This is a genomic window from Alcanivorax sp. 1008, from assembly GCF_020667895.1.
Lineage (GTDB): Bacteria > Pseudomonadota > Gammaproteobacteria > Pseudomonadales > Alcanivoracaceae > PGZG01.
Genome location: NZ_JAFMPS010000003.1, coordinates 50,051 through 67,816, shown reverse-complemented (window position 1 = coordinate 67,816; position 17,766 = coordinate 50,051). Strand labels below are relative to the sequence as shown.

The 17,766-nt window shown below is 54.4% G+C and carries 8 protein-coding genes; all 8 read right to left on the bottom strand.

Going from position 1 to position 17,766, the window contains the following annotated elements; genetic code table 11:
- Positions 1 to 216 precede the first annotated feature (216 nt).
- The 8 genes from J1C54_RS05685 to J1C54_RS05650 all read right to left on the bottom strand — a co-directional run bounded on the left by J1C54_RS05685 (position 217) and on the right by J1C54_RS05650 (position 17,749).
- Complete coding sequence (locus J1C54_RS05685) at positions 217 to 11,349, bottom strand: thrombospondin type 3 repeat-containing protein (protein ID WP_304504399.1); 11,133 nt, start codon at positions 11,347 to 11,349, stop codon at positions 217 to 219.
- Positions 11,350 to 11,714: 365 nt separating this feature from the next.
- A complete protein-coding gene (murB, locus tag J1C54_RS05680; RefSeq protein ID WP_229145796.1) occupies positions 11,715 to 12,728 on the bottom strand; it encodes a UDP-N-acetylmuramate dehydrogenase in 1,014 nt (337 codons plus the stop codon).
- Positions 12,725 to 13,198, bottom strand: coding sequence for a low molecular weight protein-tyrosine-phosphatase (locus J1C54_RS05675; protein WP_229145789.1), 474 nt, complete (start codon positions 13,196 to 13,198; stop codon positions 12,725 to 12,727). The genes murB and J1C54_RS05675 overlap by 4 nt, the downstream gene beginning before the upstream one ends.
- On the bottom strand, positions 13,195 to 13,947 hold the full coding sequence (kdsB, locus tag J1C54_RS05670; protein WP_229145786.1) for a 3-deoxy-manno-octulosonate cytidylyltransferase: 753 nt from the start codon (positions 13,945 to 13,947) through the stop codon (positions 13,195 to 13,197). The genes J1C54_RS05675 and kdsB overlap by 4 nt, the downstream gene beginning before the upstream one ends.
- Positions 13,944 to 14,960: a tetraacyldisaccharide 4'-kinase gene (gene lpxK, locus J1C54_RS05665; RefSeq protein ID WP_229145784.1), complete on the bottom strand. Its 1,017-nt coding sequence runs from the start codon at positions 14,958 to 14,960 to the stop codon at positions 13,944 to 13,946. Before lpxK ends, kdsB begins: the two co-directional genes overlap by 4 nt.
- Positions 14,947 to 16,698, bottom strand: coding sequence for a lipid A export permease/ATP-binding protein MsbA (msbA, locus tag J1C54_RS05660; RefSeq protein WP_229145779.1), 1,752 nt, complete (start codon positions 16,696 to 16,698; stop codon positions 14,947 to 14,949). Before msbA ends, lpxK begins: the two co-directional genes overlap by 14 nt.
- Positions 16,695 to 17,111, bottom strand: coding sequence for a biopolymer transporter ExbD (locus J1C54_RS05655; RefSeq protein WP_229145777.1), 417 nt, complete (start codon positions 17,109 to 17,111; stop codon positions 16,695 to 16,697). Before J1C54_RS05655 ends, msbA begins: the two co-directional genes overlap by 4 nt.
- Positions 17,108 to 17,749, bottom strand: coding sequence for a MotA/TolQ/ExbB proton channel family protein (locus tag J1C54_RS05650; protein ID WP_229145775.1), 642 nt, complete (start codon positions 17,747 to 17,749; stop codon positions 17,108 to 17,110). Before J1C54_RS05650 ends, J1C54_RS05655 begins: the two co-directional genes overlap by 4 nt.
- Positions 17,750 to 17,766 lie beyond the last annotated feature (17 nt).

Below are 17,766 nucleotides of genomic sequence, written 5' to 3'. Positions count from 1 at the left end.
CATCCATTCCCAATCTACCCTCTATAAGTCTAAGCACATAAATAAAAAAAGGCCCAACAAAAGAAACGATCACGATGCCTAAAAGACGAATATGATGAAACTGCTTTTTATTCTTATAACTCAAAATCCACCTGATTACATAAATGCCAATTACAGCCAAAGCCAGCCCCAAAAACACTGATATAAGATACACCATTTGAACCCCGTCGCTTATTCTCAACAGCCGTCGCCTTCATACAAATCCATATTTTCAATTAACTGCTGAAGTTGCTCGGCGGTAAAAAAAATACTCAAGCTTGCAAGAAAATCAGACAATTTTCCAGCTATGTCACCACGAGCAATACTACCGTTAACGCCTAACCCCTTCCTAAAAGCTGCAAGAGCATTCTTAAAAGCCATAGCATTACCGGCTCCACCGCCAAGCGCCCCTATAGATCCGCCCAAAAGTGCAGCCAAAGCTGCATCAGATCCTGACCCCCCAGTGGCAAAGCTGGTTAATCCGCCTGTTATAGCACCGCCAACCGCCCCTGGGAGCATCCATGTCAGAAGGCCTCCCGCCGCTCCTCCAGTTGCCCCCATAACCCCACCGGTTAATGCTCCTACGCCGAATGCAATCGCAATATCCCCAGCACTACCACCTGTCATTCCCGTAGTAACAGCATTGCCAACACCGCCTATAACCGCACCTACCGCTCCCCCAACCAAACCAAACTGACCTGCTGGATCAATCAACCGAACAGGATCATTCTGAACATATGCGTAAACGTTATCCCCGCCACCCAACCCAATCGGATCCCTAGCCGTCCAACGCCCAACACTCGGATCATAATCCCTGAACCCAAATCGGATCAGTCCGGTATCACCATCCTGCAAGCCACCGGCAAAGCCGAACGGGATTCTGAACGCGGGGTTGCTGTCGTTCAGTGTATTACCATAGCTGTCGTAGCTGACAGCCTTTACGATGTTGCCGCTGGCGTCGCTGATCGCTCTCATTGAGCCAAGGTGATCGGTCGCGATGTAGTAACGATTGCCATTCTGCGTAAAGCTGGTCGGTGTATGCCCCAGTGTGTACTCGAAGCGCTGCTTGAGGTTGTTGTTGCCATCATAGGTCGCCAGCAACGTGGTCTTGTCCAGCCACAGGTATTTTTCTGTTATTTGCCCGTTGAACAGTTTGGCCACGCGATTGCCCAGGGCGTTGTGGCGGTACTCGATCAGATCGGTCGGGGTTTGTACGCTCAGCAGCCTGCCCTGCCGACTGTATTGGTAGTAGGTGATATCACTGCCGTCGGTTTTGCGGGTCAGGTAGCCATCGGCGTCGTACTGGTAGGTGACGTTACCGTCCTGAGTCAACTGGTCGGCGATGTTGTAACTGGCCGTTTGCCCGGGGATGCCGCGGGCCGTATTGGTCTGGCTGGTACGGTTGCCGTTGTGGTCGTAGGCGTAGGACTCAGCCAGCACGCCATTTTTCATCACGCTCTTCAGGCGGCGGTTGTCGTCGTAGCTGTAGACGTACTGGTGGCTGCTGCCGTCGTGCAGGGTTTCGGTTTTGCCGACGATCAGGCCCAGGTCGTTGTAGGTCAGGCTGTAGCTGTAGGCGGTGTTGCCGGCTACGCGGGTGCTGACGTTCTGTGGTTCGCCGTAGGCATTGTAGCTGCGCTGCTGCTGGTAGCCTGTCGCGGTAATCGCCTCCGGCAAGCCATGCCGGGCGTTTCTGCTGATGGCAAAGCCGTTGGCTTGAGTCAGCAACAGGTCGTCGTCGTAGCCGTAGCTGGTGCTGGCACCGGCGTAGCTCATCTGGTCGATGACGAAGTCGCTGTTATAGCGCTGGCTGATCGTGGCATTCAGCTGGCCGTTGTACTGGATACCCGTGAGCAGGTCACCATCGTAGGAGAATGCCAGCACTTCGCTGCCTTCGCTGATCTCGCTGACGTTGCCATTGCAGGCGTACCGATAATCAATGGTGGTATCAGGCGTGACAACACGGCTGAGCTGGTCATTGGTGTAGGTATTGGTGATATGGCCACCTGATGGCAAGGCGACATCGATCAGGCGGCGGTCCTTGTCATAAGTCAGGACAGTGGCTTCATCAAGCGGGCTGCTGTCGCTGTCTGGCTTGTCGACAGCATTGAAGGTGAAGTCGTACTCGCCGGTGGAGGGTACGATCACCTGAGTCAAGTTACCACGCAGGTCGTACTCGTAAGCCACACTGCCACCGCCCGGGTAACTCATGGTGGCGATGCGGCCGAGGGCATCGTAGGTAAGTTCTGTGGTCTTGCCATCGCTTGCCTCAATGCTGCTGATCTGGCCCTGGGCATTGCTGTGGTAGTAGTAGCGGGTGGAGCGGGCGCCATGGGTGATCGTGGTCGGACGACCAACGCTGTCATAGTCCGTGACGACCGGCAGCAAGCCATCGGTTTCCCGCAGGGTTACGCGACCAGTAGATGGATCAAACTCGGAGCGAGTGATGCGACCTTCTGCGGACGTAGCCACGCTTTCTCCGGCGGCGTAGTCCATAGCAATGCTTGATGTCCTGCCATTGGCATCAATACTCATGACCTGCTGCAGGTAATTTGCACCGTTGTCGCCATATTGCTTGGTGATGTGAGTAACGCTTTGCAAGCCACTTGGCTGGGTAACCGTCACAACAGACGGGATCTCCTCCTGGGTTTTGGTGTCGCGCACACTGTCGATCACCGTGGTTGCACCGCAAACCTCGGTGGTTTGCTTCAGGCGATCCGCCTGCATGGTATCCATCACGATTGTGCCATTCTTCTGGGTCGTGACCTTTTCAATATCACCGCCATCCAGCACACTGCGTACGGTCTGATAGATACTGTTTTCAGCCGTACTGTAGCCGTAACGCTCCTGCTTAAGGCCAACCCTGTCACTGAAGAAGTCCCATGCGCCACCTTCCGGATCAATCGCCCGGGTAACACGGCCATGCTGATCGTAGAAGCGCTCATACGAAGACGAATAACTGGACTTATAACTGCGTGTCAGCAGCGAACCATCACCCGTATAGGTGAAGTTGTTATACCCGCCGTCCTCGTACTCAATGGCACTGATCTGCTGCGCGCCAGACATCCGGATAGTCGTTTCATGGCCATACGGGCCAGTGATACCCGTCAGCACTGAACCTGTACGTTGCAGAGTGATGTCTTGCCCATACTGGTTGGTCATGGAAACAAGCTGACCGCCGGCATCGTGGTTGAAGGTGACGAGTGTTTCGCCAGTATTCAGGTCAATGGTACGGATATGGCGACCGTACTCGTCAAAAATATAGGGCACCGGCAAAGCAGACGGGTCGTCGCGAACGCAACGTACATGGTTGGCTTCATTCTGGCTGAATCGCGGCGAGGAAAAGCCGACGCTTTCAACCGCCCAGGAAGTGTCAGCGATCTGGAAGTTCGGTGTGGAACTCCAATAGGGCATACGATGCCCCGCCGCATAGGTCCATGGAATTGACGTGTCAATCTCGGTTTCATTGACAAACACCGTATTCGGCAAGGTGTAGACCAGCTCATTGATATTGGGCAAGCGCCAGTCATCAAAGCCTGCGTGAGTCAACGCCTCACAGTGGTCAATAGCACTCGCCCATGGCAGCTCTACAGATGTAGTGGACATATCATCCTGCCACATCAGTCCATTTTTGCTGTCGATCACTACTTCGCGCGTCGCATCTCGTACAAGGCCGTCGATAGTGGTCTCGTCTAACAGATCGCCGTTTACACAGACAACCGGCAGCGGATTGCCTGCGGGATTGTAAGTAGTATCACGCCAGTAACCGAGGGCCTCCACGTTATACATGGCGGCATCATGATTGCCCCTGGATTTGTCAACCGTATATATCGCCTCCTTCTCGGAGGGCAGGCGCCAGTTTGAACCTGAGGTGGCACCCAGTGACTCGCAGTAATTACGAGCTTCGACAACGCTGCGGAACTTTGGCGGGGTTTCCGTATACTCCCAGGCAAGCCCGGTGACCGTATCAACGAGCATGCCATCGCCTGCGACACGGTAGTCGATATCACTGCCACCTTTACGATAGCTACCATCGTCGCCCGGATATTGACTGGTAGTGATACCGGTTCTCAGTATTTCCGACTTGAAATAGTTTTCCTCGACTTCCCCATCCCCACGGTAAAGAGTGCCGTCGGACCCGAGCTCATGGTAGTTCGAGATGGACCAGCCGGGAGCAAACTGCGCATCATAGGAATTCTTGAGCAACACCGGCTGGGTACGTTGCACGACCAAGTCGTCGCGGGCAGAAATACCGGTGTCGGACTCCCCTTCTACCGCCCATTTCACAGCAAAATCGTTAATTGGAATGCCAGAGCTGGCTACATTGCCAGCACTTGAATACCGCATGCGGTACTTGTAGCCAGTAGAAAGGGTGCCACTGACTTCGCCTTCGATCAGGTTGCCGTCCGGATCGCGACCATCCCAGTAAAACACAGCTTCGATGTTTGGCTCTGGCGCAAAAGTCTGTGTGAACCTGTGGCCACCAATCTCAAGCGTCGCCACCATCTCAATGACCGAGGACGGCATCTCATCATCACTGACCTGTATGGATAACTTGTGGTGATAGCCGGAGGTGCGTTGGCTGGTGTAATGCAGCGACAGTTCAGTACCTGCTATAGCAAAGTCGTCATGGAACGACTGTTGATTGGGCTTCACGTAGGAGCCGGTGCAGGCGGCCTCGTCATTGTATTCCAGCTCACCGTTATCATCCGGCTTCTCATCCGGCGTGGCGCCTATGTCGTCGCCAGTGTCTGGCCAGTTGAAATCCTGCGGCGAAAAATGGTCAAGCGCACCGCGCCAGTAGGTTGTCCCCGGAACAAAGTCCTCTACTCCGGCCACTTCATCGGCGGTTTGCCCGTCGCCGTCATAATCATCGGCAACACCATCGCCCGTAAAATCCAGGCCGTCTACGAGACCATCGTTGTCGGCATCAAGTAACTGCACCACCACACCGTTGCGCGCTGCCTTCCACTCGGCATCGTTGCGGTCGTAGTAGCCGATCGGGACGATCTCGCCGACCGCAAAACCGAGGAAGTTATCGACATACATGATGACCGGCTTGTCGAAAATCACCTCTTCATCATCGCGTACAAGGTCGAGCTCCAGCTCCGAGCAATAGGTGAAGGCCGTTGCCTCAGGCAGTTCAGCCGGCATGGATTCCGGCAGTACATACTCGGTCGCGCGCACAAGGAACTTGTCCAGTTCATACGATGAGCCATCTTTTGCCTTTACGGTGGCACGAGTGACATCGTTGAACACAAGGGTGGTCGCACGGGTACCGAAAACATCGGTTATAAAGGTCGAGGTATGACGCTCGGGCACACCCGATGTGAGATCAATCTCAGTGGTTCTGGAGTCCTGCTTCAGCAGGACAACATCTGGTGCGGCTGCCCAGCTGGAACTCCCTCCGACAACGGTTCTGTGAACTGTCAGATAGCCCTGCTTTCGGTAAACCAGCGTCTGCCGGCCAGACTTCGCAAGCAGCCGGAAGCGGCCGGCATCACCGTAGGAGGATGATTCAGCAGTACCAAACTCGGGGGCATTCAGGATGGAAACAGTAACGCCGCCCAAAGGCAGGCGGTCGGCGTCGTACACCGTGCCTGCATAAACTGTAACGGCCCTGGGGTCGTAGCCCTGAACGGTAGCATCATCGGGTATCGCGCCCAGAAACTGTTCCGCACGAGTACCGGTAAGACTGGCCGTGTCAACCGGATGCCCCACGGTTACCCGTGCGCGATTGGAGCGAATGCCATCGACGTTGGCAGAAAGGTAAGCATAGCCCGTATTCAGGCCAGTCACCGTACTGGCATTGACCTCAACAATCGAAAGATCATCTGCAGAGAATGTGGCATAGGGCGTCAGATCAACAGATCCGCCAGTTACCGTTTCACCGGTGACAATCAGTGATTGGGTGCCGCCAATCGGCAGGTTAAAATCAAAAGGCGAGATGATAATGGAGCTGATACCAGCGGCGGCCAGATCATAATCGCCGAAGCTCAGGGACACATAGTTGTTGCACTGTTGCGCCTCGTTAATATCGACACTGGTAAGGGGCGCCGGCCAGCTAGCTCCTTGGTCGATCATATTCAGGACAGCGACGCCGCCATAATTACCACTGTTATAGTCGGGGTCGTACGCGCCAACTGAAAGACCAAAGCCGAGCAAGCCTTCATCAGATGCATCACCATGATTTTCATTAAGCCCGACCTGAAGCAATTGATCTCGATGCCCCCAGGGAGAACCTGATAATGGGTACATGTCTTCATAGATCCAGCCGTAGATTGCCGACACGAGCAGCTCTGATTTGGTAAAGCTGGCTACGGAACTTTCATTCAGCATGGCATAAATACTTTCAGGGAAGATTCCCGCATCTTGATACTGGGCAATGGTGTTATTGTGAGCCAGTCGGTCATGGGGTGTATGGTTGCCGTTGGCATCCACATAGTAGTGACTGATAACCGCATTGCCTTCCCGAATCAGGTCGGCGTACTGCTGGGCAACCTGAGCCACCTCATTACTGATACCCGAGATTGGCTTCAGCCCACGCGACTTGCGTTCGGTGTTAATTAAAAACAGGCCTTGCTCCTGGACCGTTAGTGCATCCCATTGCGCCTGGCTCGGCATCTTCAAATACTGAACGGCCGTCTTGTCCTTTTGGCGCGCATAATTGAAAGCTCGCTCAATGTCACTAACCGCATGATAGCTGCGCCCGATATAATCAATATTGTTTTCAGGATAGCTATCCCTGAACTCATCGTCGCTTAGTATCGGATTGATTGGACAAGTTGTCAGTGCGTTGCTGACTGAGCAGCCATACTGGTCTGCGACAGCTCCAGGAGAAGTGTTCGGGCAAAGATCGCTTTCGTCGAGAATACCATCTCGATCTGAATCCATCAGGGTAACAAAGGTAAGTATCGATTCGCTGTATGCCCCTTCGTTATCGCGAACCTGAAGGCGTACGGTGTTTTCTCCCGGCTGATAGTAGCCGGAAGACAGCGACATCATCTGGGAGTAGGACAGAATGCTTCCATTCACGTACCACCGGTATTGACTGATATAACCATCAGGATCATGACTTTGCGCAGCATCAAGCTGAACAACATCACCGTAGTAAACCGGCTCTGGAAGATTGAAGACCGCAACTGGCGGCTGATTGGCAGGCTCCACCGTTACGATAAAAGCACCTGTGGCCTCCGCATACTGACTACTGGTTACCGTCAGTCTGACAAGGTGCTCACCAACCGGAGGCCTAACAATGCTCGGCGTCGCCGAACCGGATGATGAAATAGAAAGTGTCGGGCTATACCACTGGTAACTCGTAATAGCACCATCGCTGGAGTAGCTGGCAGACCCGTCAAGCGTAATTGTCTCATCACTGAGCATGGACACGTCACCCTGATGAACCACCACGGGTAACTCATGATCCATAGTCCGCACACAACGGGCTAGCTTCTTCAGTCCTTTTGACGAATGCCGGTGATTCGCTATTCCGAACATCGACCACATACTGATTGCACTGCTAGTACTGCTGGGCGCTGTAGTAGACGACCACCACTCCACCTGATAACCACTCTTGTATTCAAGTGGTATGCGCGAGTTGCCCATGATCGCAGCCATGAGAAAATAGGCTTCCGTTGCGTTTGGCAACCTCCAGTCATCGTAGCCACCCAGAACGAGGCTCTCACACTGCTGCAAGGCTTCAGACCAGGTAAATGTCTGACTCAGGAAGCTGGCATCATCCTGCCACATAAGATGTTGCCGCTCGTCAACAATGGTATCGGGCGATGTTTTGGCAATAAATCTGGGGCTGAGAATCGTAGTGCCCGCATGACAAATAGCCGTACCGGAAACGTTCTGCCTGAGCAGCCCGCTGGTAAAGTTGAGAGCAGTGTTATTACTGCTATTGAAGAACAAGTTGCCAGTATGGCGATTAACGAAAGCATCGGGCAGGAGCCCGTCTCCATTGGGATAACCCACGCGCGAGTAATCCATCAAGCTGGCAAGCTCCCACTCTGAAGGCAGATACCAGTTCTTTATTCCACCAAGCTCAAGCCTTTCGCAAGCCATGGCACTTGCATCATGATTACCTGACGTACCTAGAGGAACATCTGCCCAGGCGCCGCCAAGGGTTCGATCATAAACGATGCCTGTGTCTGTATCCCGCTCGAAATGACGCGGAGCACCCGCCTGATAGTAGCCATCGTCAAAGTTCTCGAATGCCTCATGAGCATTAGTTCTCAGCATGGTCTCGCCAGTGCGCTGATGATGACCACAACCATCGCTGTCGACGATCTGATAGTTATGTGAGCCAGGACATACGTCGTTTAAATCAACTACACCATCACCATCGGTATCGCTTTCACGATTACCACAACCGGAGTAATCGACGATCGCGCCCGCCGGGCTGGCAGGACAGCTATCTCCTGAGTTTACGACGCCATCGTTATCATCATCGCGCTGATTATCTCCGCATCCGTATTCATCAGATGGATACAGTGGGCTACTTGCAGGACACTGGTCCACACTGTCAGGCACGCCATCACTGTCAGTATCTTTCTGGCTATCAGCACAACCAAATGCATCAACAATCACCCCCGCAGGCGTGCCGGGACACTGATCCAGCGCATCGTTTACGCCATCACGGTCTGCATCACGCTGATTTTCTGCGCAGCCGTGCATATCAACCGCCAGCCCCGGCTCCGTCACCGGGCACTGATCCAGAGCATTGCTCACACCATCCTGATCAGAGTCCTTCTGGCTTGCCGAGCAGCCATACTGATCTACTAGGTCACCTACCAGCGTATTCGGGCATTGATCCAGCGCGTCATCGACCAAGTCACCATCTTCATCGCCCTGATTAGTAGCACAACCTTGCGAATCTACAGCTTGACCTGCTTCAGTCGTGGGGCACTGATCAAGCGCGTCATTCACACCATCATTGTCACTGTCTTTCTGACTGCTGGCACAGCCATAATCATCCACCGGCAGCCCTTGTGCCGTAGCAGGACACTGATCAAGAGCATCGCTCACGCCGTCGCTATCGGAGTCCTTCTGGGAGTTTGCACAGCCCTCGTCATCCACAGATGCGCCACTTGCTGTTGCAGGGCAAAGGTCCAGTGCATCCGCAATGCCATCACCGTCCGTATCTTTCTGATCATCTGCGCAGCCATCTGCATCAACCGGCAAACCAGCACCGGTTGCCGGACATACATCCTGCGCATCGGGCACACCGTCTGCATCCCCATCAAGTTGCCTCTGCGCACATCCGGCGGCGTCTACAGCCTCCCCTGCCGGCGTGGCAGGACACTGATCCAGAGCATCGCTGACTCCGTCACCATCCCCATCACGCTGCTCTGCGGAACAACCCAGAATATCTACCGCATGACCAGCAATCGTACCCGGACAAATATCGTAGGCATCGAAAACACCATCAGCGTCTGTATCAATCTGGGTAGCGGCACATCCCTCCGCGTTGACGAGGAGTCCGGCTTCGGTTGATGGACAAATATCCTGATCATCACTTACACCGTCGCCATCAGTATCGCGCTGGCCTGCGGAGCATCCCGTGACATCCACGGCAGCGGCAAATGGAGTGTTTGGACATTGATCCAGTGCGTCGTTCACACCATCGCTGTCAGTGTCTTGCTGATCTTCAGCGCAACCATTGGCATCGACCAGCAGCGCCTGTTGTGTGCCGGGACACAAGTCCAGCTGGTCGTTGACGCCATCTCCATCACTGTCTAACTGACTCAGCGCGCAGCCTTGTACATTGACGGCCAACCCTGCCTCTGTATCAGGACACTGATCCAGACTATCGGGTACGCCATCACCGTCTCCATCTCTCTGATTCTCGGCGCAACCGAACATATCCACATCCCAGCCAGATTCGGTAGCGGGACAGAGGTCATACCGGTCACTTATGCCATCGCCATCGGTGTCTTTCTGATCGTCGCTGCAACCTGAGGCATCGGCCGATGCGCCAACAGCGGTATCAGGACATTGATCAAGGTCATCAGTGATGCCATCTGCGTCAGAGTCCAGCTGGCTTAGGGCACAGCCCTGGGTATTGACGGACTGCCCGGAGACAGTATCTGGACAGATATCCTGATCATTGTTAATGCCATCCGCATCATCATCCTTCTGATTGGAGGCGCAGCCATTAGCATCAACAACCATTCCTTGCTGAGTGTTTGGGCATTGATCAAGGTCATCAATAACGGTGTCACCGTCTTCGTCTTTCTGGGATGCCGCACAACCCGCACCATCTACCGCCTCACCGGATGGTGTGGCAGGACACTGGTCGACCGCGTTGTTTACACTATCCCCATCGTCATCTTTCTGATTCTCTGCACAGCCTTGCGCATCGACGGAAACACCTGCCTCAGTCAGCGGACACTGATCCAGCAGATTACTCACGCCATCAAGGTCATCATCTTTTTGTGATTGAGCACAACCAAACTCGTCAACGGACTCTCCGAGCGGCGTCGCCGGACATTGATCCAGCGCATCATTAACAGTGTCACCGTCAGCATCCAGCTGGTTCAATGCGCAGCCCCGATCATTGACCGGCACATTCGGCTGCGTGGCTGGACATTCATCCAGCGCGTCACTCACCCCGTCTCCGTCAACGTCTTTTTGCGAAGCAGAACAACCAAACTGGTCAACATCCATGTCTTGTGGAGTTGCAGGACATTGATCCGCTGCATCGTTGACGCCATCTCCGTCGCTGTCTTTCTGATTGGCAGCACAACCATTGGCATCCACAGGGCGCCCAGGCTCGGTCAGTGGACAGATGTCAAATGCATCACTGACACCGTCGGCATCACTATCTATCTGGAACGGCGCACAACCTTGTGCATTGACGCTTGCGCCAGCAGGCGTACCGGCGCAAATATCAAAATCGTCCGTTACGCCGTCGCTATCGCTATCTTTCTGATTATCTGCACAACCGTTCTCATCGACAGGCAGACCGGGGCTGGTCGCGGGGCACTGATCATACGGATCGGCAATTGAGTCACCATCTCCATCTTCTTCGACAGATGAGAACGTAACGGTAATCTGGATATCATCATCCACAGTGACGCGGCACGTTTCGGCGTCACCGCAGCTTGCTGATGACCAGGAGGAAACAACATACCCTGGCGCTGGCATGGCAGTAATACTGACAGCGGTGCTTGATCCATACTCGTAACAAAGCTGGGCAGTAGAACTACAAGCCCTGCCTTGTGGACTTGCTGAAACGGCACCCTGCCCCTCAACAAATACCTCAAGCTTGCAAGCCGAAAGCGTCAGAACAAATGTCAGAACAAGAAAACGCCCGAACGAACTCATCCATGTCCCCCAGTCAGGCCGAAATTTTTTAGGACTCAATAGCAAGCAATGAGCAGCATCCAAAGCATGCTCACGTAAAAGCACTTACCAAAGGCGTGCGATTGGTGAACCATGCCTCCCCCGACATGGCCAAGTGGAAAATACGCGACAAAGAAGTTCCAAAGCAAGAAAATATTTCAACGGAAAATACTATTGAAAACTCCGTAATCTTGAGAGCTTAAAAAAGGAATCAGGCCAAATCGCTAGAGCCATACATTCGCACGACCAGATAGAATGACATGTAGAAACGTCATCATTAATGCTATCTACTGGCGGCAATTTGATATCAATGCCCGCGCCTTAAGCCGCTGCTACGGCCGCTCCTTTTAGGGCAGGATGATTGGTTCCTGCTCCAGAACAACATCAAACATTTCCGCCACGGACTGGCGCACTAAATCGGCAAAAGCCAGCACTTCTGCTCCCGTGGCCTCGGCATAATTCACCAGCACCAGCGCCTGTTGCGCATGCATGCCGACGTTGCCGACTCGCTTGCCCTTCCAGCCAGCACGCTCGATCAGCCAGCCGGCGGCCAGCTTATAGCTGCCGTCAGCCTGCGGGTAAGCCGCCAGATCTGGATAGCGCAGCTGCAGCGAAGTGTACTGCTCCGCAGGCACCACAGGATTTTTGAAAAAGCTACCCGCATTCGGCAGTAGCGCCGGGTCCGGTAGCTTGCTGCGGCGCAGTGAGCAAACCAACTCACGCAGCCCGGTGGCATTGCGCTGCTCATCCGGCAGCGCCTGATAGCGACTGGCCAGATCTGCGTAACCCAGCACTGGCGCCAGATCACGATCCAGCAACAAGCGCACCGAACTAATCATCCAGGCTCCCGGCTCGACACTTTTAAAAAAACTGTCGCGATACGCGAAGGCACATTCCTGAGGCGAGAAGCTGCGCGGCTTACCGTTTTGCAATGAACAGGCGATCAACGAATCAAAGCGGTCTGCCAGCTCTACACCATAGGCACCAATATTCTGTACCGGTGCCGCGCCAACACTGCCCGGAATCAATGACAGATTTTCCAGTCCGGCCAGCCCCTGTTTTAAAGACCACTGAACCAGCGCGTCCCAGCTTTCTCCCGCCTGGCACTCAATCAGCGCCTGACTGCCCCGCCATTCAACAATGCGCATGCCTCGCATTTGCGGCCTCAACACCAAACCGGGTAACTCAGCCCGCAATACAACATTACTGCCCTCCCCGAGCACCGTCAGCGGCAAATTTGTCACGCTGGGATTGGCCAGCAACGCTGGCAATTGGGCAATATCGTCGAGCGCCGCATACCACTGGGCAGAGGCAGGCAAACCCAGGGTATTTACCAGTGCAGCATGCCCGCGGAGAGTCATGACCCAACTCCTCGCAAACGGCGAATCAGGCCATCGCTGGCACTTTCTACAAGATCAAGAACGGTTTGGAAGCCCTGATCCCCACCGTAATAAGGGTCCGGCACTTCACGCGGAACGGGGCCCTCCGCGTATTCAAGAAACAAGCCTAACTCAGCCACGGATTGAGCTGGCTGAATAGACCGCAGCTCAGCAAGATTCTGCTCATCCATGGCGAGGATAAAATCAAAAGCATTAAAGTCATCCACACCAACCTGGCGCGCACGTAGCATGGAAAGATCATAACCCCGGCGCGCTGCCGCCTTTACTGTACGAGCATCCGGCGCCTTGCCCACATGCCAGCCGGCGGTGCCCGCGCTATCGATCTTTACCAGCGACAAGCCAGCGGCGGCGGCACGTTGCCGAAACACGCCTTCAGCGGTGGGTGAACGGCAAATATTGCCAAGGCAAACAAACAAGATACGAACACTCATCCCAGCAGCGCCCGCATCCGCTCCAGATCCTCCCCAGTATCGACGCCACCCGGAACCGCCTCACTAGCGGGGGCCACATGAATGGCAATGCCATTGGCCATTGCACGCAACTGCTCAAGGGATTCCGTCAACTCAAGACGAGCCGGCGGCCAACCAACAAACTTCTTCAGAAAGCCCGCACGGTATGCATAAATGCCAATATGTCGCCACCACTGCCCGGCCGGCAAATCATCCCCTGGCTGAGCGAAAGCATCACGATGCCAGGGAATCGGCGCACGGGAGAAATACAGTGCATGACCAAGCTCATCAGCCACCACTTTCACAATATTCGGATTAAACAAATCGTCACGACGGTCAATCGGCTCACACAGGGTGGCAACACCACAGCTCGAATGAGAGGCCAGATTATGCGCGACCTGATCAATCACGGCAGGCGGGATTAATGGCTCATCCCCCTGAACATTGACGATGATATGGTCGTCTGCCAAACCAAGCTTTTCTGCCACTTCCTGTAACCGGTCAGTGCCAGAAGCATGATCTGCGCGAGTCATCAACGCATCACCGCCATACTCACGAACAATCTCATATACCCGCACATCATCGGTGGCCACACATACGGCAGCCGCCCCACTTTGCCGAGCACGTTGCATCACTCGAATGACCATCGGCAAGCCAGCAATATCAGCCAGCGGCTTACCGGGCAAACGGGTTGATTCGTAGCGGGCAGGAATCACAACCGTGAAGCTCATTGCACACTCCGTTGCAGGCGATTGCATAGATCATCAAGAAATACATTCGGCAGTCGAGCGCTAACGGGCAAGTACCAGAAGTTATCCCCGGAAAACTCAACGCACTTAACCGCATCCTTTTCCGTCATGATAATGGTGTGACCTTCCAGCCCAGCGAAATCCTCAGCAGTGAAAGCATGGTGATCCGGCAGAGCGTGACCAGTAACGCGAATATCCCAGGTGCTCAGGGAGGAGAAAAAGCGCTGCGGATTGCCGATGCCAGCAAAGGCATGTACTAGCGGATGACGGGCAGCGAATTCCTCCATCGGCATACGCTCGCCGGTTTTCAGATTAACCGGATCATCCGATTGCAGCACCATAACCTGCGCATTAGGCCAACGCGCATCCGGGCGACCGTTAAGCACCACAAAATCCACGTCATCAAGCCGTGATGACGGCTCACGCAACGGGCCCGCGGGAAGGCAGCGCCCGTTGCCGAGTCCGCGATCCGAATCAAGCACTACAATTTCTACAGTACGCGGCAAGGCAAAATGCTGCAGCCCATCATCGCTGATCACCACATCAGGCTGATACTGGCTAATAACATACTGCAAAGCGCGAGCACGCTTTGGATCAATAACCACTGGCACGCCGGTGCGACGACGGATCAGCAGGGGCTCATCCCCCGCTTCTGCCGAACTCTGCTCTGGCTCCACTGGCCAAGGATACTGCGGCGGCTGGGCACCGTAACCACGGCTGATCACTGCCACCCGCAAACCGCGGCTACCGAGGTAATCACAAATGCCCGCAACCAACGGCGTTTTGCCCGTGCCACCGACGGTGATATTGCCAACCACCAGCACCGGCACCGACGGCACGGCAGCGCGGCGCCTGAACATCAGGAAACGTAAACGGGCAATGCCACCAACTAACCAGGCCGCCGGATACAACAGGGGCAACCAGCCAGCGCCCTGGTACCAGGCTGCCTGCACTGCTGCCGCCAGTGTGCTGAATCGCTGCTCAATGCTCTTCAAAGTTCATCCGGTAAAGTTGTGCGTAAGCGCCTTCCTTAACCAGCAGCTCACTATGGGAGCCGCTCTCCACCAAATGTCCTTCATCCAGCACCATGATGCGGTCGGCCCGCTCAATGGTGGACAGACGGTGTGCAATGACCAGCGTAGTACGTCCCGCCATAACCCTCTCCAACGCCTGCTGAATGCGAAATTCAGACTCGGTATCCAGCGCGGATGTGGCTTCATCCAGAATCAGAATAGGTGCATCTTTAAGCAGCGCCCGGGCAATGGCCAGACGCTGCCGCTGACCTCCGGACAGCTGCGTACCATCCTGACCAATGTGTGCATCCAGCCCGCCATCCAGTGCCTGCACAAATTCCCATGCATGGGCATCCTCCAGCGCAGCGATCACCTGTTCATCAGTGGCATCACGCAACTCACCATATGCAATGTTATTGCGCACGCTATCGTTGAACAGGACCACCTTCTGGCTAACCATGGCGATCTGCCTGCGCAGATCGGCTAGCCGGTATTCTGTCAGCGGATGGCCATCAAGCAGAATCTGGCCACCATCAACATCATAAAAGCGGGGTAACAATGAAGATATGGTGGTCTTGCCCGCACCGGAGCGACCAACCAACGCCACGGATTCTCCCGCCGCCACGGAAAACGATAATCCCTTGAGAACCGGCTGATCCTGCTCATAACCAAAGCTGACATCACGGAACTCAATTTCTCCACGAGCACGTTGTAGCGAGCGCGTACCTGCATCCTGCTCCGGCGGGGTATCCAGCAACTCGAACAGGGAGGCGGCACCGGTCAAGCCACGCTGGATTTTTACATTAACCTCGGTGAGCCGTTTTATCGGCTGCTGGATCAGGCCCACGCCAGTAAAGAAGGTCAAAAAAGAGCCGATGGAAAAGTTTTCGTTCATAACCACGAAACACAGATAGATGATCAGGCCGACACCACCCGAAATCACCATATGAACCAGCATGGTGCCAACTTCCTTGGTTGCCACCATTTTGACGTTCTGCTTTTCGAAGCTACGGCTAACCTTGTGGAAGCGTTCTCGCTCCTGATCCTGAGCAGCAAATATCTTCACTGGCTGCTGGCCATCGATGGCTTCAGACACGTAATGGCTAATATTGCCCATATTGCCCTGCATACGCCTGCTGATAGCGCGAAAACGCTTGCCGGAATAATTCACCACAGCACCCACTGCCGGCGCCACCGTGAAAAGAATCAAGGTCAGCTTCCAGTCCAGGTAGAGCAAGTAACCAAGCAAGGCAATCACTGACAGGCCTTCTCGGATAATAATCACAACAGCCTCGCTGCCTGCCGCAGTAATCTGCTGAGCATCAAACACTAGCTTAGAAGTAATCCGCCCCGTGGCATTGCGCTGAAATACGCGCTGCGGCAACGCCAGCACGTGATGAAATACTTCATTGCGAATTTCGAAAACAATATGCTGACCAAGCCAGGCCACAGAGTAAGAGCCAATAAACTGACCGATACCGTTAATCAGGGCGATCATCAACGGCGCCAGTGAAACCACCAAAATCATGATCGGCGTAGGATTTTCAAAAGTATCGACAATCACCTGCATCATATGGGCAGTGACTGGCTGCATGGATGAATAGAGGGCAAAGCCCAACGCACTGATCACTAGTGCATACCAGTAACGCCGGGTATAGCGGAGCAAGCGCCGATAAATTGGCCACACATCCTCCGGTGGCTTACCTCGGGTGCCCTTCATTTCTTCGGCTCCTGAGTGGTAATACTCAGGTTGGCAAAACCCAACCTGCCAGCCACATCCATCACCGTTACCACCGCCTGATGGGTGGCCGCGGCGTCAGCTATAATCACGAACGGCAGGTCAGTGCCCTGCTGGGACAACGGCAACAGCACGGTACGCAGGGTATCGCGATCACTGCGGGTCAAGCGCTCTCCGTTCACTACATAGGTACCGTCGGCGGCGACACTGACTTCTATCATTTTTGCTGCGCTCAGTGCCGCCACTCCTGTGGCTTCCGGCAACTCCACTGACAGCCTTGTTTCCCGGGTGAAGGTGGTCGACACCATGAAGAAGATCAGCAGCAGGAAAACCACATCAATCAGTGGAGTCAGGTTGACCTCCACGTTCTCTTTTTTTGCTCTGGCAAACTTCACGCTTTACTACCCTTACTGACTTGCGGCACCTCAACCCTGTCGCCATGCATCATGTCGACTAGATAAATGGCCTGCTGTTCCATAGCCACGGTGATTTCTTCTACACGGCGTACAAAAAAGCGGTGGAAGAACATGGCTGGAATGGCCACCGAAAGACCGGCTGCTGTAGTAATCAGGGCTTTGGAAATACCACCTGCCAACAGAGCTGCATCTCCGGCACCGTGCAGCATGATGGCACTGAATACATCGATCATACCGACCACGGTACCAAGCAGGCCCAGCATCGGCGTGATCGCAGCAACGGTGCCTAATGTATTGAGGAAACGCTCAAGATCATGCACCACCTGAGAAGCAACTTCTTCAATGCTTTCTTTCATGATGTCGCGACCCTGACCAGCATTCGCCAGTCCGGTTGCCAGAATACGACCCAAGGGAGAATCACTGGCCAATTGCTGAAGCATGGCCTTGTCCGGGGAAGCTTTCTTCAGCGAGGTCTGAACCCTGCCTACCAGGCCCTCAGGCGCCAGTCGGCCGCGTCGCAATGTCCAGAAGCGTTCGCCAACAATTGCCATGGCAACCAGGGAGCATATCAAGATGGGCAGCATCAACCAGCCGCCGGATTGGACAATTTCCAGCACAGCAGAACTCCGAAGGA